Origin of the sequence: Escherichia sp. AM3, assembly GCF_032029835.1 — a bacterium.
Classification (GTDB): domain Bacteria; phylum Pseudomonadota; class Gammaproteobacteria; order Enterobacterales; family Enterobacteriaceae; genus Escherichia; species Escherichia coli.
Map to the genome: position 1 here is coordinate 1 of NZ_JAVUPQ010000073.1, position 20,213 is coordinate 20,213.

A 20,213-nucleotide genomic window follows, 5' to 3' on the forward strand; every position below is an offset into this window, starting at 1 on the left:
TAATCAATTGGTCGCAGGTTCGAATCCTGCACGACCCACCAATGTAAAAAAGCGCCCTAAAGGCGCTTTTTTGCTATTCAGGCATCTCTCAATTTCAATTCTTGACCCTGATGACATACTCCGCGCTTGCTGCGTAAACAACTTTACGTCGGAGGAATAAGACGCAAAGTGTGGCATTCGGCATCTCATACGTAATTCGAGTGACTTTTCCCCACCATTCGACTATCTTGTTTAGCATATAAAACAAATTACACCGATAACAGCGAATATTACGCTAATGTCGGTTTTAACGTTAAGCCTGTAAAACGAGATGGTAAGATGAGCGTAATGTTTGATCCAGACACGGCGATTTATCCTTTCCCCCCGAAGCCGACGCCGTTAAGCATTGATGAAAAAGCGTATTACCGCGAGAAGATAAAACGTCTGCTAAAAGAACGTAATGCGGTGATGGTTGCCCACTACTATACCGATCCCGAAATTCAACAACTGGCAGAAGAAACCGGTGGCTGTATTTCTGATTCTCTGGAAATGGCGCGCTTCGGTGCAAAGCATCCCGCTTCTACTTTGTTAGTCGCTGGGGTGAGATTTATGGGAGAAACCGCCAAAATTCTCAGTCCGGAAAAAACAATTCTGATGCCGACACTTCAGGCTGAATGTTCACTGGATCTCGGCTGCCCTGTTGAAGAATTTAACGCATTTTGCGATGCCCATCCCGATCGTACTGTCGTCGTCTACGCCAACACTTCTGCTGCGGTAAAAGCGCGCGCAGATTGGGTGGTAACTTCAAGCATTGCCGTCGAACTTATTGATCATCTTGATAGTTTGGGTGAAAAAATCATCTGGGCACCCGACAAACATCTGGGGCGTTACGTGCAAAAACAGACGGGTGGAGACATTCTATGCTGGCAGGGTGCCTGTATTGTGCATGATGAATTTAAGACTCAGGCGTTAACCCGCTTGCAAGAAGAATACCCGGATGCTGCCATACTGGTGCATCCAGAATCACCACAAGCTATTGTCGATATGGCGGATGCGGTCGGTTCCACCAGTCAACTGATCGCTGCTGCGAAAACATTGCCACATCAGAGGCTTATTGTGGCAACCGATCGGGGTATTTTCTACAAAATGCAGCAGGCGGTGCCAGATAAAGAGTTACTGGAAGCACCAACCGCAGGTGAGGGTGCAACCTGCCGCAGCTGCGCGCATTGTCCGTGGATGGCCATGAATGGCCTTCAGGCCATCGCAGAGGCATTAGAACAGGAAGGAAGCAATCACGAGGTTCATGTTGAAGAAAGGCTGCGAGAGAGGGCGCTGGTGCCGCTCAATCGTATGCTGGATTTTGCGGCTACACTACGTGGATAACGAATAATAAGGCGTAACGTTACGCTTTGGGGGAAAGATGGATTTTTTTAGTGTGCAGAATATCCTGGTACATATACCAATAGGGGCAGGCGGTTATGATCTCTCATGGATCGAAGCGGTAGGCACGATCGCCGGGTTGCTGTGTATTGGCCTTGCCAGTCTGGAGAAGATCAGCAACTACTTCTTTGGCCTGATCAACGTCACCTTGTTTGGCATTATTTTCTTTCAGATTCAGCTGTATGCCAGCCTGCTATTACAGGTGTTTTTCTTTGCCGCGAATATTTACGGTTGGTATGCGTGGTCGCGACAAACCAGTCAGAACGAGGCGGAGTTGAAAATTCGCTGGTTGCCATTGCCGAAGGCACTCAGCTGGTTGGCGGTTTGCGTTGTTTCGATTGGTCTGATGACGGTATTTATCAATCCGGTGTTTGCATTTTTGACCCGCGTGGCAGTCATGATCATGCAAGCATTAGGATTACAGGTTGTGATGCCTGAACTGCAACCGGACGCTTTCCCGTTCTGGGATTCATGCATGATGGTGTTATCTATCGTGGCAATGATTCTGATGACGCGTAAGTATGTGGAAAACTGGCTGTTGTGGGTGATTATTAACGTGATTAGCGTCGTTATTTTTGCACTTCAGGGCGTTTACGCCATGTCTCTGGAGTACATCATCCTGACCTTTATTGCGCTCAACGGCAGCCGGATGTGGATCAACAGCGCACGTGAAAGAGGCTCACGCGCGCTGTCCCATTAATGGTGATGATGTGAATGGCCAGACACCCCTTCATTCAGGTGGCAGTCTGGCCCATGACAAGGTTGATATTCCATCTGAATGGTGGCGTGCTCAATCTGATAGTGATCCATCAGGTAGTGTTGGATCTGATCCAACAAGGCATCGTGATCGTGTGGCGGGATCACCTGCACATGCAACGTCATCACCGGCTTCTCGCCTACCATCCATACATGTACATGGTGCACATTGCGGACTTCCGGGATTTCCCGGCACATACGACGCTTCAGTTCAGCGATATCCAGCGATACCGGTGCACCTTCAAGTAATTCATTCACGCTATCTTTCAACAGTCGCCACGCGCTACGCAGAACCAGAAGCGACACCAGTATCGAGAGAATGGGGTCAGCAGGTGTCCAGCCAGTCCAGATAATAATCAACGCGGCAATAATAGCCCCAACCGAACCCAGCAGGTCCCCGAGCACATGCAGTGCCGCTGCTCGTACGTTGAGGTTTTTCTCTTCGCTGCCGTGATGAAGTAACCAGAAAGAAAGTATATTTGCCAGCAACCCAGCCACGGCAATTGCCATCATCATGCCGCCCTCGACCGGACGCGGCGTGCGGAAGCGTTCTATCGCCTCCCAGACAATCAAAATGGTAATTACCACGAGGGCTATGGCATTCACAAACGCCGCGAGCGTGGTCAGTCTTAGCCAACCGAAAGTGTGGCGAATGGTGGGAGGACGACGTGAAAATTGCACGGCGAGTAGGGCGAAAAGCAGGGCGGCAGTATCGGTCAACATATGACCCGCATCGGCCAGCAATGCCAGAGAACCAGAAAGAAAACCACCAACGACTTCTACCAGCATAAACCCGGCAGTCACGCCGAAAGCATACAACAAGCGACGAGCATTATTATCTTCTGGCAGGTGTGAGGACGTGTGTGAGTGTGAGTGCGCCATGACGAGTCATCCCTTAATTATTCTCACTTAACTTTATGACATCATACTGCTTTTAGAAGTGAAAAATTAAAAGGGAGAGACTCCGCTCTCCCATTATTGGCTATTTTGCAGGGTTACTGCGTGGTACCGTCGGTTTTGGTATCGACATCATTATTGATGCCATCACCGGTTTGTACCTTTTTATTGATATCCGGACAGCGACCATCTTTGCACATGGTGTTCTTGTGCTCTTCATCTTTGGTCATTCCGTCATTGTTCATTGAAGAACCATCCGAATGCAGCATTGTGCCGCCAGAACCGGTATTTACCCCGTTATTGTCGACGTTATTTGGCGCGACATTTTCACGGGCGTCAGGGGCTACCTGGCCCGCATCAGCTGCGGCGTTTGCCTGGCCGTTATTAGTTTGCGCTCCGCTATCGGCAGCCAGTGCGGCACCGCTGGCAAGGCTTAGAGTGGCAGTCAGAAATAATGTGGCCAGTTTTGTCATTTTCATAGGATGCTCCTGTTATGGTCGTTATGTCGGATAACCTCTTCCAACAGTGCATTTGCAGGTGAATATAAGGCATTGGTTTAAGATTTCAGCCAGGTTATGAAACGCAGCAGAGAATCTTGAAATAATTAACAAACAAAGGAGTTACAGTTAGAAATTGTAGGAGAGATCTCGTTTTTCGCGACAATCTGGCGTTTTTCTTGCTAATTCCAGGATTAATCCGTTCATAGTGTAAAACCCCGTTTACACATTCTGACGGAAGATATAGATTGGAAGTATTGCATTCACTAAGATAAGTATGGCAACACTGGAACAGACATGAATTATCAGAACGACGATTTACGCATCAAAGAAATCAAAGAGTTACTTCCTCCTGTCGCATTGCTGGAAAAATTCCCCGCTACTGAAAATGCCGCGAATACGGTTGCCCATGCCCGAAAAGCGATCCATAAGATCCTGAAAGGTAATGATGATCGCCTGTTGGTTGTGATTGGCCCATGCTCAATTCATGATCCTGTCGCGGCAAAAGAGTATGCCACTCGCTTGCTGGCGCTGCGTGAAGAGCTGAAAGATGAGCTGGAAATCGTAATGCGCGTCTATTTTGAAAAGCCGCGTACCACGGTGGGCTGGAAAGGGCTGATTAACGATCCGCATATGGATAATAGCTTCCAGATCAACGACGGTCTGCGTATAGCCCGTAAATTGCTGCTTGATATTAACGACAGCGGTCTGCCAGCGGCAGGTGAGTTTCTCGATATGATCACCCCACAATATCTCGCTGACCTGATGAGCTGGGGCGCAATTGGCGCACGTACCACCGAATCGCAGGTGCACCGCGAACTGGCATCAGGGCTTTCTTGTCCGGTCGGCTTCAAAAATGGCACCGACGGTACGATTAAAGTGGCTATCGATGCCATTAATGCCGCCGGTGCGCCGCACTGCTTCCTGTCCGTAACGAAATGGGGGCATTCGGCGATTGTGAATACCAGCGGTAACGGCGATTGCCATATCATTCTGCGCGGCGGTAAAGAGCCTAACTACAGCGCGAAGCACGTTGCTGAAGTGAAAGAAGGGCTGAACAAAGCAGGCCTGCCAGCACAGGTGATGATCGATTTCAGCCATGCTAACTCGTCCAAACAATTCAAAAAGCAGATGGATGTTTGTGCTGACGTTTGCCAGCAGATTGCCGGTGGCGAAAAGGCCATTATTGGCGTGATGGTGGAAAGCCATCTGGTGGAAGGCAATCAGAGCCTCGAGAGCGGGGAGCCGCTGGCCTACGGTAAGAGCATCACCGATGCCTGCATCGGCTGGGAAGATACCGATGCTCTGTTACGTCAACTGGCGAATGCAGTAAAAGCGCGTCGCGGGTAAGGTTTAATTGTCGGATGCGCCGTCAGAGTGGCGTATCCGATGAATCACCACAGGCCTGATAAGTCGCGCAGCGTCGCATCAGGCAATGTGCTCCATTGTTAGCAACAAAAAAGCCGACTCACTTGCAGTCGGCTTTCTCATTTTAAACGAATGACGTTTACTTCGCTTTACCCTGGTTTGCAACCGCCGCTGCTTTCGCTGCGATCTCGTCAGCATTACCCAGATAATAGCGTTTCAGCGGTTTGAAATTCTCGTCGAACTCATACACCAGCGGCACGCCAGTCGGGATATTAAGCTCAAGAATCTCTTCTTCGCTCATGTTATCAAGATATTTCACCAGCGCACGTAAAGAGTTACCGTGTGCAGCGATGATCACGCGCTCACCGCCCTTCATACGCGGCAGAATAGTTTCATTCCAGTAAGGGATCACGCGGTCAATGGTCAGCGCCAGGCTTTCCGTCAGCGGCAGTTCTTTCTCGCTCAGTTTCGCGTAACGCGGATCGTGACCCGGATAACGCTCATCATCTTTAGTCAGTTCCGGCGGAGTCACTGCAAAACCACGACGCCACTGTTTCACCTGCTCGTCGCCATACTTTTCAGCAGTTTCCGCTTTGTTCAGACCCTGCAACGCACCGTAGTGACGTTCGTTCAGTTTCCAGGATTTCTCAACGGGCAGCCATGCCTGATCCAGTTCGTCCAGCACATTCCACAGGGTATGGATAGCGCGTTTCAGCACAGAAGTGTAAGCAAAGTCAAAGCTGTAACCTTCCTCTTTCAGCAGCTTACCTGCTGCTTTTGCTTCGCTTACGCCTTTCTCAGACAGATCCACGTCGTACCAACCGGTGAAACGGTTTTCTTTGTTCCACTGACTTTCGCCATGACGAACCAGAACCAGCTTAGTTACAGCCATATACTTACTCCTCAAATCATCTTTTAATGATAATAATTCTCATTATATTGCCGCGACGAAGCAACAGCAATGCTTACGCATAACCATAGCGAAAATAGTGGCGCAGTGTAAGGTTGTTGTGAATATTGAGTTGCAAATATGTCGGTGTTTGCTGGTGATTTGAACAATATGAAGATAAAGCCCTCATGACGAGGGCTTAACATTACTCAGCAATAAACTGATATTCCGTCAGGCTGGAATACTCTTCGCCAGGACGCAGGAAGCAGTCCGGTTGCGGCCATTCAGGGTGGTTCGGGCTGTCCGGCAGAAACTCGCTTTCCAACGCCAGCCCTTGCCAGTCGGCGTAAGGTTCGGTTCCCCGCGACGGTGTGCCGCCGAGGAAGTTGCCGGAGTAGAATTGAAGAGCCGGAGCGGTGGTGTAGACCTTCAGCTGCAATTTTTCATCTGCTGACCAGACATGCGCCGCCACTTTCTTGCCATCGCCTTTGGCCTGTAACAAGAATGCGTGATCGTAACCTTTCACTTTGCGCTGATCGTCGTCGGCAAGAAACTCACTGGCGATGATTTTGGCGCTGCGGAAATCAAAAGACGTTCCGGCGACAGATTTCAAGCCGTCGTGCGGAATGCCGCCTTCATCAACCGGCAGATATTCGTCCGCCAGAATCTGCAACTTGTGATTGCGCACGTCAGACTGCTCGCCGTCAAGATTGAAATAGACGTGATTAGTCATATTCACCGGGCAAGGTTTATCAACTGTGGCGCGATAAGTAATGGAGATACGGTTATCGTCGGTCAGACGATATTGCACCGTTGCGCCGAGATTACCCGGGAAGCCCTGATCGCCATCATCTGAACTCAGGGCAAACAGCACCTGACGATCGTTCTGGTTCACAATCTGCCAGCGACGTTTGTCGAACCCTTCCGGGCCGCCGTGCAGCTGGTTAACGCCCTGACTTGGCGAAAGGGTCACGGTTTCACCGTCAAAGGTATAACGGCTATTGGCGATGCGGTTGGCATAACGACCAATAGAGGCCCCCAGAAACGCGGCCTGATCCTGATAGCATTCCGGGCTGGCACAGCCGAGCAGCGCCTCGCGGACGCTGCCATCGGAAAGCGGAATACGGGCTGAAAGTAAAGTCGCACCCCAGTCCATCAGCGTGACTACCATCCCTGCGTTGTTACGCAAAGTTAACAGTCGGTACGGCTGACCATCGGGTGCCAGTGCGGGAGTTTCGTTCAGCACTGTCCTGCTCCTTGTGATGGTTTACAAACGTAAAAAGTCTCTTTAATACCTGTTTTTGCTTCATATTGTTCAGCGACAGCTTGCTGTACGGCAGGCACCAGCTCTTCCGGGATCAACGCGACGATACAGCCGCCAAATCCGCCGCCGGTCATGCGTACGCCACCTTTGTCGCCAATCACAGCTTTGACGATTTCTACCAGAGTGTCAATTTGCGGCACGGTGATTTCGAAATCATCGCGCATAGAGGCATGAGACTCCGCCATCAACTCGCCCATACGTTTCAGGTCGCCCTGCTCCAGCGCGCTGGCAGCTTCAACGGTGCGGGCGTTTTCAGTCAGGATATGCCGCACGCGTTTCGCCACGATCGGGTCCAGTTCATGCGCAACAGCGTTGAACTCTTCAATGGTGACATCACGCAGGGCTGGCTGCTGGAAGAAACGCGCACCGGTTTCGCACTGTTCACGACGGGTGTTGTATTCGCTGCCAACCAGGGTACGTTTGAAGTTACTGTTGATGATGACGACAGCCACACCTTTGGGCATGGAAACTGCTTTGGTCCCCAGTGAGCGGCAATCGATCAGCAAGGCATGATCTTTCTTGCCGAGCGCGGAAATTAGCTGATCCATGATCCCGCAGTTACAGCCTACAAACTGGTTTTCTGCTTCCTGACCGTTAAGCGCGATTTGTGCGCCGTCCAGCGGCAGATGATAAAGCTGCTGCAATACGGTTCCGACCGCGACTTCCAGTGAAGCGGAAGAACTTAACCCGGCACCCTGCGGCACATTGCCGCTGATCACCATGTCCACGCCGCCGAAGCTGTTGTTACGCAGTTGCAGATGTTTCACCACGCCACGAACGTAGTTAGCCCATTGATAGTTTTCATGTGCGACAATGGGCGCATCGAGGGAAAACTCGTCGAGCTGATTTTCATAATCGGCTGCCATCACGCGAACTTTACGGTCATCGCGTGGTGCACAACTGATCACGGTTTGATAATCAATCGCGCAGGGCAGAACGAAACCGTCGTTGTAGTCGGTGTGTTCACCAATCAAATTCACGCGGCCAGGCGCCTGAATGGTGTGAGTGGCAGGGTAGCCAAATGCGTTGGCAAACAGAGATTGTGTTTTTTCTTTCAGACTCATTTCTTACACTCCGGATTCGCGAAAATGGATATCGCTGACTGCGCGCAAACGCTCTGCTGCCTGTTCTGCGGTCAGGTCTCGCTGGGTCTCTGCCAGCATTTCATAACCAACCATAAATTTACGTACGGTGGCGGAGCGCAGCAGAGGCGGATAAAAGTGCGCGTGCAGCTGCCAGTGTTGATTCTCTTCGCCATTAAATGGCGCGCCGTGCCAGCCCATAGAGTAGGGGAAGGAGCACTGGAAGAGGTTGTCATAACGACTGGTCAGCTTTTTCAACGCCAGCGCCAGATCGCTGCGCTGGGCGTCGGTCAAATCGGTGATCCGTAAAACGTGGGCTTTGGGCAGCAGTAGCGTTTCGAACGGCCAGGCAGCCCAGTAAGGCACGACGGCTAACCAGTGTTCGGTTTCGACAACGGTACGGCTACCGTCTGCCAGCTCGCGCTGAACATAATCCACCAGCATTGGTGATTTCTGTTCGGCAAAATATTCTTTTTGCAGGCGGTCTTCGCGCTCAGCTTCGTTAGGCAGGAAGCTATTTGCCCAAATCTGACCGTGCGGATGCGGGTTAGAGCAGCCCATCGCCGCGCCTTTGTTTTCAAAAACCTGCACCCATGGGTACGTTTTCCCCAGTTCTGCGGTTTGCTCCTGCCAGGTTTTGACGATTTCCGTCAATGCTGCAACGCTGAGCTCTGGCAGCGTTTTACTGTGATCCGGTGAAAAGCAGATCACCCGGCTGGTGCCGCGCGCGCTCTGGCAACGCATCAGCGGATCGTGACTTTCTGGCGCATCTGGCGTGTCAGACATCAAAGCCGCAAAGTCATTAGTGAAAACGTAAGTCCCGGTGTAATCGGGGTTTTTATCGCCTGTCACCCGCACATTACCTGCGCAGAGGAAGCAATCTGGATCGTGCGCAGGTAACACCTGTTTGGCTGGCGTTTCCTGCGCCCCCTGCCAGGGGCGCTTAGCGCGGTGCGGTGAAACCAGAATCCATTGCCCGGTGAGCGGGTTGTAGCGGCGATGTGGATGATCAACGGGATTAAATTGCGTCATGGTCGTTCCTTAATCGGGATATCCCTGTGGATGGCGTGACTGCCAGTGCCAGGTGTCCTGCGCCATTTCATCGAGTGTGCGCGTTACGCGCCAGTTCAGTTCACGGTCGGCTTTGCTGGCGTCCGCCCAGTAGGCCGGAAGGTCGCCCTCGCGACGCGGTGCAAAATGATAATTAACCGGTTTGCCGCAGGCTTTGCTGAAGGCATTAACCACGTCCAGCACGCTGTTGCCTACGCCAGCGCCGAGGTTGTAGATGTGTACGCCTGGCTTGTTCGCCAGTTTTTCCATCGCCACGACGTGACCGTCCGCCAGATCCATTACGTGGATGTAATCGCGTACGCCAGTACCATCTTCGGTCGGATAATCGTTACCAAAAATCGCCAGCGAGTCGCGACGGCCTACAGCAACCTGGGCGATGTATGGCATCAGGTTATTCGGAATGCCTTGCGGATCTTCGCCCATATCGCCCGACGGATGCGCGCCAACCGGGTTGAAGTAGCGCAGCAGGGCAATGCTCCAGTCCGGCTGGGCTTTTTGCAGATCGGTGAGGATCTGTTCCACCATCAGCTTGCTTTTGCCGTAAGGGCTTTGCGGTGTGCCGGTCGGGAAGCTTTCAACGTATGGAATTTTGGGCTGATCGCCATAAACGGTGGCGGAGGAGCTAAAAATAAAGTTTTTGACGTTAGCGGCGCGCATGGCGCTAATCAGGCGCAGAGTGCCGTTGACATTGTTGTCGTAATATTCCAGCGGTTTTTGTACCGATTCGCCCACGGCTTTCAGCCCGGCGAAGTGGATCACGGTGTCGATAGCGTGATCGTGCAGGATCTCGGTCATCAACGCTTCGTTACGAATATCGCCTTCAACAAACGTTGGATGTTTGCCGCCTAAACGCTCGATAACAGGCAGTACGCTGCGCTTACTGTTACAGAGGTTATCAAGAATGATGACATCATGACCGTTTTGCAGTAATTGCACACAGGTATGACTTCCAATGTAACCGCTACCACCGGTAACCAGAACTCTCATAATTCGCTCCATTAGGCTTATAGTATGAAATAACCATAGCATAACAAAGATGCGAAAAGTGTGACATGGAATAAATTAGTGGAATCGTTTACACAAGAATTTAGCCGTTTTTTATGCGCGATTAAGTGATTATAAAACAGAGGGTTTATGAATGATTGCGCTTTTTATCTGAAAAAAAGACGCGGTTTAATGCCTGCATGCGTCGAACCGTTGGCCGGAGAGGGCGCTTAGGCCGCCTCCGGCAAGGTCAGCACTACCGACTCAATATATTTTTGTCAGCACATAGCGATAGAGTCCACCGTCCGGCACGAACTCAAGGCGATGGGTAATACAGGCAGGCGCATCTTCAGCGTGGTGCGAAACAAACAACAATTGCGTTTCACCTTCGCTAATCAGCACATCAACAAAACGGCGGATAAGCTGGCGATTGAGCGGATCAAGCCCCTGTAGTGGTTCATCGAGAATAAGCAACGTCGGATGTTTCACCAGTGCGCGGACGATCAGCGCCAGACGCTGCTGTCCCCAGGAAAGACTATGGAACGGAGCGTCAGCCGTGCGTTTATCAATGCCGAGAATATCCAGCCACTGCTGCACCAGTTTTTGCTGGCGATCCGAAACGGCTTGATAAATGCCAATCGAATCGAAATAGCCAGAAAGAATCACATTACGCACGGTAGTGCTGACCCGGTAATCCAGATGCAAACTACTGCTGACGTAACCGATATGCTTTTTGATATCCCAGATGGTTTCGCCGCTGCCACGACGTCGGCCGAAAAGCGTCAAATCGTTGCTGTAACCTTGCGGATGATCGCCAGTAATCAGGCTTAATAACGTCGATTTTCCCGCACCATTTGGCCCGACAATTTGCCAGTGTTCGCCTGGATTCACCTGCCAGCTAAGGTTATTAAGAATGGGGCGATCGTTATAAGAAACCACGCCATTGTTCAGCACAATGCGCGGTTCGTTGGCGGGTAAGGCGTGACGTGCTGAAGGTTCATCCGGTTCCGGCAGTTGCACACCTTCAAGCTGTTCGCTATGCGCCAGTTGCGCGACGAGTGCTTGCTGGAGCAGTTCCTCTTTAGCGCCCGTTTCCGCTAACGTACAATCCGCCAGCACGCCAGCAAACTGGACAAATTCCGGGATCTCATCGAAGCGATTGAGCACCAGTACCAGAGTAATACCGGACTGATGTAACGAGGCGAGTCGCTCAGCCAGCTGCTGACGTGAAGCAACATCCAGGCCATCGAACGGCTCATCAAGAATCAACAAGTCAGGCTCCGACATCAGCGCCTGACACAGCAGGGTTTTTCGCGTCTCGCCAGTGGAAAGGTATTTAAAGCGTCGGTCGAGGAGGGCGGTAATACCGAACTGCTGCGCCAGTTGCATGCAACGCGGTGCATCCTTTACTTCATCCTGAATAATCTCAGCCGTAGTGCGTCCGGTGTCATCTTCGCCAGGGCCGAGCATATCGGTGTTATTCCGTTGCCATTCGTCGCTGACGAGCTTTTGCAATTGCTCGAAGGAGATACGAGTGATGTGGGAAAACTGGCTTTGCCGTTCACCTTTCAAAAGCGGAAGTTCCCCCGCCAGCGCGCGGGCCAGGGCCGATTTCCCGCTTCCATTCGAACCGACAAACGCCCAACTATCACCCGCGTTTAACGTTAGCTGAGGCAATTGCAGCGTTTTTGTGTCGCTAAGACGAAACGTGCCTTGCAAAATTTGCAACGATGACATTTTATATCCCATTTTGTGCAGCGATTACTGACAGGGATACGTGTTTCATAACAAATTGTCAACACGCTTAGCACAGCGTGGCGATAATCACGCTGTCGGCATTAAAGTAGGCCGTGACATTCTGCCCTTGCTGAAGAGAAGTCGCTTCATTTACCGGCACTGTGGCGCACAGTGTTTGCCCGTCGGGTAGCGCCATTAATACTTCGCACTGCTCTGCGCCGCGCTCAATATGACTAATAATACCCGGTAATTGGTTGTCGGCGTTTTGCGCGACCGCCTCGTCCTGAGTAATACCTACCCACGGCGCTTTTAACAATATCAACACTTCTTTGCCTTCATCCAGCCCCAGACGCGCGCCGCTTTGTGCGGTAATTGCGACTTTCAGGCGTGTTTTTCCGTCAGCCAGTAAGACATCAACATGCTGTTGAACGTCATCATGATCGCGGGCGGTGATGGTACCGAACCACTGGTTACGGGCGCTGGTTTGCAGTGAAAAACGTGAGATCGCGGCCAGCAGGCTGTTCAGCGGCAGGGCGTCATCGTCACTTAACACATCAAAGGCTTTTTGCTGGATTTGCGCCAGTAAGTCATAGAGCTGAATCAGTCGCTGACCATAGCGGGTCAGTACTGCGCCGCCGCCACCTTTACCGCCTGTTGCGCGCTCGACCAGAATATGCTCACTTAACTGATTCATCTCGTTAATGGCATCCCAGGCGCTTTTATAGCTAATACCGGCATCTTTCGCTCCCTGGCTAATGGAACCGGAAAGCGCAATGTGTTTTAGTAGCGAAATGCGGCGCGGGTCGGCGAATAATTTTTGTTGGAGCTTAAGGGTGAGAAGGATTTCGGCCTGCATAACAATGTCCTGGCAAAAGTCTTATTGTGACGGAAAACGAACGCCACGCAAAGCTGACCGCACAAAAGGGGAGTGCTTTTCTGTGCTTAGCGGTTAGAATAGTCTCATGACTATATCTGGAGTTGACCATGTTAGAGTTATTAAAAAGTCTGGTATTCGCCGTAATCATGGTACCTGTCGTGATGGCCATCATCCTGGGTCTGATTTACGGTCTTGGTGAAGTATTCAACATCTTTTCTGGTGTTGGTAAAAAAGACCAGCCCGGACAAAATCATTGATTCCCTGAATGCCCGCTTAGTCGGGCATTTTCTTTTTCTCAACTTCCTGCTTTTCCTGCCGATATTTTTTCTTATCTACCTCACAAAGGTTAGCAATAACTGCTGGGAAAATTCCGAGTTAGTCGTTATATTGTCGCCTACATAACGTTACATTAAGGGGTTACCAATGGCTCGTAAATGGTTGAACTTGTTTGCCGGGGCGGCACTCTCTTTCGCTGTTGCTGGCAATGCACTGGCAGATGAAGGGAAAATCACGGTGTTCGCCGCCGCATCACTGACTAACGCAATGCAGGACATTGCTACGCAGTTTAAAAAAGAGAAAGGCGTGGATGTGGTTTCTTCTTTCGCTTCGTCATCTACTCTCGCCCGTCAGATTGAAGCGGGTGCGCCTGCGGATCTGTTTATTTCTGCCGATCAGAAATGGATGGATTATGCGGTTGATAAAAAAGCGATCGATACAGCTACGCGTCAGACACTGCTCGGCAATAGCCTGGTCGTTGTAGCACCGAAAGCCAGCGTGCAGAAAGATTTCACCATCGACAGCAAAACCAACTGGACTTCACTGCTGAATGGCGGTCGCCTGGCGGTTGGCGATCCGGAACATGTTCCCGCTGGCATTTATGCAAAAGAAGCACTGCAAAAACTGGGCGCATGGGATACGCTCTCTCCGAAACTGGCCCCAGCGGAAGATGTTCGTGGGGCGCTGGCGCTGGTCGAACGTAACGAAGCGCCTCTGGGCATTGTCTACGGTTCTGACGCAGTTGCCAGCAAAGGGGTAAAAGTGGTTGCCACCTTCCCGGAAGATTCACATAAAAAAGTGGAATATCCGGTTGCTGTTGTGGAAGGGCATAACAATGCGACAGTGAAAGCATTTTATGATTATCTGAAGGGACCGCAGGCAGCGGAAATCTTTAAACGTTACGGATTTACAATCAAGTAATGATACTGACCGATCCAGAATGGCAGGCAGTTTTATTAAGCCTGAAAGTTTCTTCCCTGGCTGTGCTGTTTAGCCTGCCGTTTGGGATCTTTTTTGCCTGGTTACTGGTGCGTTGCACGTTTCCGGGCAAAGCTCTGCTCGACAGCGTACTGCATCTACCGCTGGTGTTACCGCCCGTGGTCGTCGGTTACTTATTATTAGTTTCGATGGGACGGCGCGGATTTATCGGTGAACGTCTGTATGACTGGTTTGGTATTACCTTCGCCTTTAGCTGGCGCGGCGCGGTTCTCGCTGCCGCCGTCATGTCGTTTCCGCTGATGGTGCGGGCAATTCGTCTGGCGCTGGAAGGGGTTGATGTCAAACTGGAACAGGCCGCAAGAACACTGGGGGCCGGGCGCTGGCGCGTTTTCTTTACTATCACGTTACCGCTGACCTTACCGGGAATTATTGTTGGTACGGTACTGGCTTTTGCTCGTTCTCTCGGTGAGTTTGGTGCAACCATCACCTTTGTGTCGAACATTCCTGGTGAAACGCGAACCATTCCTTCTGCCATGTATACCCTGATCCAGACCCCCGGCGGGGAAAGTGGAGCGGCGAGACTGTGCATTATTTCTATTGCGCTGGCGATGATCTCCCTGTTGATTTCAGAATGGCTGGCCAGAATCAGCCGTGAACGGGCGGGGCGCTAATCATGCTGGAACTGAATTTTTCCCAGACGTTGGGCAACCATTGCCTGACTATTAATGAAACGCTGCCCGCCAATGGCATCACTGCTATCTTTGGCGTCTCCGGTGCCGGAAAAACTTCGCTGATTAACGCCATCAGTGGACTGACGCGCCCGCAAAAAGGGCGGATTGTCCTCAATGGGCGGGTACTAAATGATGCCGAAAAAGGTATCTGCCTGACGCCGGAAAAGCGTCGCGTTGGCTATGTTTTTCAGGATGCGCGGCTGTTCCCGCATTACAAAGTGCGTGGCAATCTGCGCTACGGCATGTCGAAAAGTATGGTCGATCAGTTCGATAAGCTGGTGGCGCTTTTAGGCATTGAACCGTTGCTTGACCGTTTACCAGGCAGCCTGTCCGGAGGCGAAAAACAGCGCGTGGCGATTGGTCGGGCTTTGCTGACAGCACCGGAATTGCTGTTGCTGGATGAACCGCTGGCGTCACTGGATATTCCGCGTAAACGCGAACTGTTGCCTTATCTGCAACGGCTGACACGGGAAATCAACATTCCGATGTTGTATGTCAGCCATTCGCTGGATGAGATCCTCCATCTGGCAGACAGAGTGATGGTACTGGAAAACGGTCAGGTGAAAGCCTTTGGCGCGCTGGAGGAAGTGTGGGGCAGTAGCGTGATGAATCCGTGGCTGCCGAAAGAGCAACAAAGTAGCATTCTGAAAGTGACGGTGCTTGAGCATCATCCGCATTACGCGATGACCGCGCTGGCGCTGGGCGATCAGCATTTGTGGGTCAATAAGCTGGACGAACCGCTGCAAGCTGTGCTACGTATCCGCATTCAGGCTTCCGATGTTTCTCTGGTTTTACAACCGCCGCAGCAAACCAGCATTCGTAACGTATTGCGGGCAAAAGTTGTTAATAGTTATGACGACAACGGCCAGGTGGAAGTGGAACTGGAAGTCGGCGGTAAAACGCTGTGGGCGCGTATCAGCCCGTGGGCCAGGGATGAACTGGCGATCAAACCTGGCCTGTGGCTGTACGCGCAAATTAAAAGTGTGTCGATAACCGCCTGATTAAATCAGGTGGCTATAAATGAATTGGGCAATGCTGTCGGTGGTGTTATCACCAATCACAATGTTGGCGCGCGCTTTTACCGCGTCATCGGCGTTGCCCATCGCCACGCCTGTACCAGCGGCTTCCAGCATACTGATATCATTAAAGTTATCGCCGAATGCCACGACGTTTTCCATCGACCAACCTTGCGCCTCAACCCATTTCGTCAAACGTTTACCTTTGCTGTTGCCGCCGCGTGCAATATCAACCTGATCGTGCCAGGACCATTCACACTCCAGTCCCAGTTCATGTTCGACATGCTTACCAAAATGCTGCAATTGCGGCAGGTCATCGTGCGTCAGGGCGAACTTCCATACGGCGTTAACTTGTTGCGCCGTTTCAGCCAGAGAAGCGACTTGTGTGAAAGTCGGACGCTGTTCCGGCGGCAGGGTTTGCGCCCAGTTAGATGTGCGAATGACATGCCCGGTCGGGTGCTCATAGACCATTGCATCATCGACATACATCAGACCGTGAATGTGGTGTTCATTCAGCATCTCAATGAGTTGCAGGGCTTTAATAACGGGCATTGGGTCCGCTTCCAGCACGGTTTTTGCATGATAATCATACAAATAGGTGCCATTACAGCAAATAGCAGGTGTATCCAGCGCCAGCGCCTGATAAAAAGGATGAATAGCGACGTGATGGCGACCTGTGACGATGATTAATTGATAGCCTGCTTCGCGAGCGCGGGCCAGGGCTTCTATCGATGAAGGAAGCAGGGTCTTTTTCGGGGTCAATAAGGTGCCGTCTAAGTCGAGAGCAATCACGCGTGTGGTCATGGCGTATTCCAGATTAAGGTTAAGAATTTTCGTCTGCGCGAATGGTACACCGATACCACTATCGGACAAAATTCTGCGTTTTAATTCAGCATTCACCGCCAAAAGCGACTAATTTTAGCTGTTACAGTCAGTTGCTAAATGCAAAGGAGCATTCATGAAGCAAACAGTTTATATCGCCAGCCCTGAGAGCCAGCAAATTCACGTCTGGAACCTGAATCATGAAGGCGCACTGACGCTGACACAGGTTGTCGATGTGCCGGGGCAGGTGCAGCCGATGGTGGTCAGCCCGGACAAACGTTATCTCTATGTTGGTGTTCGCCCTGAGTTTCGCGTCCTGGCGTATCGTATCGCCCCGGACGATGGCGCACTGACCTTTGCCGCAGAGTCTGCGCTGCCGGGTAGTCCGACGCATATTTCCACCGATCACCAGGGGCAGTTTGTCTTTGTAGGTTCTTACAATGCGGGTAACGTGAGCGTAACGCGTCTGGAAGATGGCCTGCCAGTGGGCGTCGTCGATGTGGTCGAGGGGCTGGACGGTTGCCATTCCGCCAATATCTCACCGGACAACCGTACGCTGTGGGTTCCGGCATTAAAGCAGGATCGCATTTGCCTGTTTACGGTCAGCGATGATGGTCATCTCGTGGCGCAGGACCCTGCGGAAGTGACCACCGTTGAAGGGGCCGGCCCGCGTCATATGGTATTCCATCCAAACGAACAATATGCGTATTGCGTCAATGAGTTAAACAGCTCAGTGGATGTCTGGGAACTGAAAGATCCGCACGGTAATATCGAATGTGTCCAGACGCTGGATATGATGCCGGAAAACTTCTCCGATACCCGTTGGGCGGCTGATATTCATATCACCCCGGATGGGCGTCACTTATATGCCTGTGACCGTACTGCCAGCCTGATTACTGTCTTCAGCGTTTCGGAAGATGGCAGCGTGTTGAGTAAAGAAGGCTTCCAGCCAACGGAAACCCAGCCGCGCGGCTTCAATGTTGATCACAGCGGCAAGTATCTGATTGCCGCTGGGCAAAAATCTCACCACATCTCGGTATACGAAATTGTTGGCGAGCAGGGGCTACTGCATGAAAAAGGCCGCTATGCGGTCGGGCAGGGACCAATGTGGGTGGTGGTTAACGCACACTAACCGCTGATTTACCCGGCGCAGTCTCTCCTGCGCCGGTGTATTAACCTATCTCCTGTAACGCGTGTCTCTGGCGTTCGACGATATTGGTCCACAAATTGTCTTTATCGTCAGTCCATAAATTAATCAGTAAGGCAAAAAAGCGTTCTGCTGCTGGAGAAAGTACGGCATCTTTACGGCGAATTATTCCCAATGTTCGACGTATAACGGGTTCCACCAATGGGATACCAATAATCGAAGAATAGGGCGCATGAGGCATTGCCAGGCCAGGAAGCGCCGAAATCCCCAGTCCCGCCTCCACCAGTCCTAATGACGTCGAAAGATGACGCACTTCGTAAAACCAGTCCAGCTTCCAGGGCTTGTCGGCCAGCTGTTGTTCTATCAACAGTCGGTTGCCGCTGGAGGAGCGTACGCCAATCATTTTGTAACCCACTAACTCCTGCCATTCTACAAGCTGCTTTTTGGCCAATGGATGGTCACGCCGACAGGCCAGCACGAACGGCTCGTTGACCAGTGGGGTAAAATCAATGGATGAATTTGTGACGTTGTTCATGTTTATGCCAAAGTCTGATTCGTTACACAGCACCGATTCCATGCAATTATTCGTGCCTTGTTCCAGAATCCGCACTTTAATATTGGGATACAGCTCATTAAATTTACCGATTGCCAGCGGTAAAAAATAAAATACTGCGGTCGGAATACACGCTAACGTCACCATACCACGATGATAAGCATTCATATCACGAATATTAAAAAGCGTTTCATCGAATTTCTTTATTAATTCCCGCGCCTCCGGGAGCAACCTTTTTCCTGCTTTTGTTAACGTAACCTTGCGAGTTGTACGCTCAAATAGTTGAATATGTAAATCTTCCTCCATCTTTTTTATTCTTCGCGTTAATGCAGGTTGCGTAATATTGAGTAATTTAGCGGCATTGTTAAACGAACTGGACTCTGCCAGTATGACAAATGCCTTCATACTTGATAATTCATGCTTCATTATTACTCCGGAAAATGGAAGCGACGATTTTGGGTGGCTGGCCGTTAAAAATTTTAACTGCATTTAGCCAACTTAAATTAATGAAAAAATGTTATTAATCGTTGAGCTAAAGTCATTAGAGATGCTTTGCCCTTAATGTAACCATATCGCAATAAGTTATGTTTTTAAATTGAGGGCATTATTATGAAAAAAATACCCTGCGTGATGATGCGAGGTGGAACCTCGAGGGGCGCGTTCCTGTTAGCGGAACATTTACCCGAAGATCAAACGCAGCGCGATAAAATATTGATGGCAATTATGGGTTCCGGTAACGATCTGGAAATTGACGGTATTGGCGGCGGTAATCCACTGACCAGTAAAGTCGCCATTATTAGCCGTTCCAGCGATCCGCGTGCTGATGTCGATTATCTGTTTGCGCAGGTAATCGTTCATGAGCAACGTGTCGATACCACGCCTAACTGCGGCAATATGCTGTCTGGTGTTGGGGCATTCGCCATTGAAAATGGTTTGATTGCAGCGACTTCGCCAGTTACTCGCGTACGTATCCGCAACGTCAATACGGGTACGTTCATCGAAGCTGATGTGCAAACGCCAAATGGTGTTGTCGAGTACGAGGGTAGCGCCAGAATTGACGGCGTACCGGGTACTGCCGCACCGGTTGCGCTCACTTTCCTGAATGCCGCTGGAACCAAAACCGGAAAAGTTTTCCCGACTGATAATCAGATTGATTATTTTGACGATGTCCCGGTGACCTGTATCGATATGGCGATGCCAGTCGTCATTATTCCGGCTGAATATCTGGGAAAAACAGGTTATGAATTACCGGCGGAACTGGATGCCGACAAAGCATTATTAGCCCGCATTGAATCTATCCGTCTACAAGCGGGTAAAGCAATGGGCTTAGGTGATGTCAGTAATATGGTTATCCCTAAACCTGTGCTTATTTCTCCAGCGCAGAAAGGCGGGGCAATTAATGTGCGTTATTTTATGCCGCATTCTTGCCATCGCGCGCTGGCGATAACCGGTGCTATTGCTATTTCCAGTAGTTGTGCATTGGAAGGCACCGTCACCCGACAAATCGTCCCTTCTGTAGGATACGGCAATATCAATATTGAACACCCCAGTGGTGCGCTCGACGTTCATTTAAGTAATGAAGGTCAGGATGCCACGACGTTACGCGCATCTGTTATTCGGACGACCAGAAAAATATTTTCCGGTGAAGTTTATCTTCCCTGAAAAAATTCGTTGTCAGGATAAGGACAATCAATAAAGGACTTCTGTATGAGTCATACAGAAAGAACAGGATTTTAAATGAATAAGAAATCGTTGGTGATGCTGCCAACTTACTGATTTAGTGTATGATGGTGTTTTTGAGGTGCTCCAGTGGCTTCTGTTTCTATCA

At 50.8% G+C, this 20,213-nt stretch carries 20 protein-coding genes; 9 read left to right on the forward strand and 11 right to left on the reverse strand.

Annotated features, from left to right (window positions below; translation table 11 throughout):
* Positions 1-318: 318 nt before the first annotated feature.
* A complete protein-coding gene (nadA, locus tag RTW80_RS19550; protein WP_000115291.1) occupies positions 319-1,362 on the forward strand; it encodes a quinolinate synthase NadA in 1,044 nt (347 codons plus the stop codon).
* 37 nt (positions 1,363-1,399) lie between these two features.
* On the forward strand, positions 1,400-2,119 hold the full coding sequence (pnuC, locus tag RTW80_RS19555; RefSeq protein WP_000345410.1) for a nicotinamide riboside transporter PnuC: 720 nt from the start codon (positions 1,400-1,402) through the stop codon (positions 2,117-2,119).
* On the opposite strand, the gene zitB is transcribed toward pnuC, so the two are convergent.
* Together zitB and RTW80_RS19565 are read right to left on the reverse strand one after the other, a co-directional pair.
* On the reverse strand, positions 2,116-3,057 hold the full coding sequence (gene zitB, locus RTW80_RS19560; protein ID WP_000951292.1) for a CDF family zinc transporter ZitB: 942 nt from the start codon (positions 3,055-3,057) through the stop codon (positions 2,116-2,118). The genes pnuC and zitB overlap by 4 nt on opposite strands.
* 113 nt (positions 3,058-3,170) lie before the next feature.
* Positions 3,171-3,551, reverse strand: a complete 381-nt coding sequence (locus tag RTW80_RS19565; RefSeq protein ID WP_000784351.1) for a YbgS-like family protein — start codon at positions 3,549-3,551, stop codon at positions 3,171-3,173.
* Positions 3,552-3,866: 315 nt separating this feature from the next.
* On the opposite strand from RTW80_RS19565, the gene aroG reads away from it, so the two are divergent.
* On the forward strand, positions 3,867-4,919 hold the full coding sequence (gene aroG, locus RTW80_RS19570) for a 3-deoxy-7-phosphoheptulonate synthase AroG (RefSeq protein ID WP_001109196.1): 1,053 nt from the start codon (positions 3,867-3,869) through the stop codon (positions 4,917-4,919).
* Positions 4,920-5,076: 157 nt separating this feature from the next.
* Here the strand turns inward: aroG and gpmA are convergent, their stop codons facing one another.
* The 7 genes from gpmA to modE all read right to left on the reverse strand — a co-directional run bounded on the left by gpmA (position 5,077) and on the right by modE (position 12,880).
* Positions 5,077-5,829 (reverse strand): 2,3-diphosphoglycerate-dependent phosphoglycerate mutase, encoded by a 753-nt coding sequence (gpmA, locus tag RTW80_RS19575; RefSeq protein ID WP_032247837.1) that lies wholly within the window; start codon positions 5,827-5,829, stop codon positions 5,077-5,079.
* 202 nt (positions 5,830-6,031) lie between these two features.
* On the reverse strand, positions 6,032-7,072 hold the full coding sequence (galM, locus tag RTW80_RS19580) for a galactose-1-epimerase (protein WP_000931389.1): 1,041 nt from the start codon (positions 7,070-7,072) through the stop codon (positions 6,032-6,034).
* Positions 7,066-8,214 (reverse strand): galactokinase, encoded by a 1,149-nt coding sequence (gene galK / locus RTW80_RS19585; RefSeq protein WP_000053415.1) that lies wholly within the window; start codon positions 8,212-8,214, stop codon positions 7,066-7,068. Before galK ends, galM begins: the two co-directional genes overlap by 7 nt.
* Before the next feature lie 3 nt (positions 8,215-8,217).
* Positions 8,218-9,264, reverse strand: a complete 1,047-nt coding sequence (gene galT, locus RTW80_RS19590; RefSeq protein WP_000191497.1) for a galactose-1-phosphate uridylyltransferase — start codon at positions 9,262-9,264, stop codon at positions 8,218-8,220.
* Positions 9,265-9,273: 9 nt separating this feature from the next.
* Positions 9,274-10,290 carry a UDP-glucose 4-epimerase GalE gene (gene galE / locus RTW80_RS19595; protein ID WP_001265438.1) on the reverse strand — a complete coding sequence of 339 codons (1,017 nt, stop codon included), beginning with the start codon at positions 10,288-10,290 and terminating at the stop codon, positions 9,274-9,276.
* Positions 10,291-10,551: 261 nt separating this feature from the next.
* Positions 10,552-12,024 carry a molybdate ABC transporter ATP-binding protein ModF gene (modF, locus tag RTW80_RS19600; RefSeq protein WP_063119160.1) on the reverse strand — a complete coding sequence of 491 codons (1,473 nt, stop codon included), beginning with the start codon at positions 12,022-12,024 and terminating at the stop codon, positions 10,552-10,554.
* 67 nt (positions 12,025-12,091) lie between these two features.
* Positions 12,092-12,880, reverse strand: coding sequence for a molybdenum-dependent transcriptional regulator (gene modE / locus RTW80_RS19605; protein ID WP_001147439.1), 789 nt, complete (start codon positions 12,878-12,880; stop codon positions 12,092-12,094).
* A 128-nt stretch (positions 12,881-13,008) separates the two neighbouring features.
* On the opposite strand from modE, the gene acrZ reads away from it, so the two are divergent.
* The 4 genes from acrZ (at position 13,009) to modC (ending at position 15,848) form a co-directional block, all read left to right on the forward strand.
* Positions 13,009-13,158, forward strand: a complete 150-nt coding sequence (gene acrZ / locus RTW80_RS19610; protein ID WP_000891515.1) for a multidrug efflux pump accessory protein AcrZ — start codon at positions 13,009-13,011, stop codon at positions 13,156-13,158.
* Between the two features lie 166 nt (positions 13,159-13,324).
* A complete protein-coding gene (gene modA / locus RTW80_RS19615; protein ID WP_000101984.1) occupies positions 13,325-14,098 on the forward strand; it encodes a molybdate ABC transporter substrate-binding protein in 774 nt (257 codons plus the stop codon).
* The gene (gene modB, locus RTW80_RS19620; protein WP_000604034.1) at positions 14,098-14,787 is read left to right on the forward strand and encodes a molybdate ABC transporter permease subunit; all 690 of its coding nucleotides are present in this window, start codon (positions 14,098-14,100) and stop codon (positions 14,785-14,787) included. The genes modA and modB overlap by 1 nt, the downstream gene beginning before the upstream one ends.
* Before the next feature lie 2 nt (positions 14,788-14,789).
* A complete protein-coding gene (gene modC / locus RTW80_RS19625) occupies positions 14,790-15,848 on the forward strand; it encodes a molybdenum ABC transporter ATP-binding protein ModC (protein WP_063119161.1) in 1,059 nt (352 codons plus the stop codon).
* Here modC and ybhA read toward each other — a convergent pair whose 3' ends face one another.
* Positions 15,849-16,667: a bifunctional pyridoxal phosphate/fructose-1,6-bisphosphate phosphatase gene (gene ybhA, locus RTW80_RS19630; protein ID WP_001300666.1), complete on the reverse strand. Its 819-nt coding sequence runs from the start codon at positions 16,665-16,667 to the stop codon at positions 15,849-15,851. It abuts the gene before it with no gap.
* A 154-nt stretch (positions 16,668-16,821) separates the two neighbouring features.
* Between ybhA and pgl the strand changes: the two genes are divergently transcribed.
* Positions 16,822-17,817 (forward strand): 6-phosphogluconolactonase, encoded by a 996-nt coding sequence (gene pgl / locus RTW80_RS19635; protein ID WP_000815435.1) that lies wholly within the window; start codon positions 16,822-16,824, stop codon positions 17,815-17,817.
* A gap of 40 nt (positions 17,818-17,857) precedes the next feature.
* On the opposite strand, the gene RTW80_RS19640 is transcribed toward pgl, so the two are convergent.
* On the reverse strand, positions 17,858-18,811 hold the full coding sequence (locus tag RTW80_RS19640) for a LysR family transcriptional regulator (RefSeq protein WP_000679972.1): 954 nt from the start codon (positions 18,809-18,811) through the stop codon (positions 17,858-17,860).
* A gap of 183 nt (positions 18,812-18,994) precedes the next feature.
* On the opposite strand from RTW80_RS19640, the gene RTW80_RS19645 reads away from it, so the two are divergent.
* Positions 18,995-20,047, forward strand: a complete 1,053-nt coding sequence (locus RTW80_RS19645) for a 4-oxalomesaconate tautomerase (RefSeq protein ID WP_000723652.1) — start codon at positions 18,995-18,997, stop codon at positions 20,045-20,047.
* Positions 20,048-20,213 lie beyond the last annotated feature (166 nt).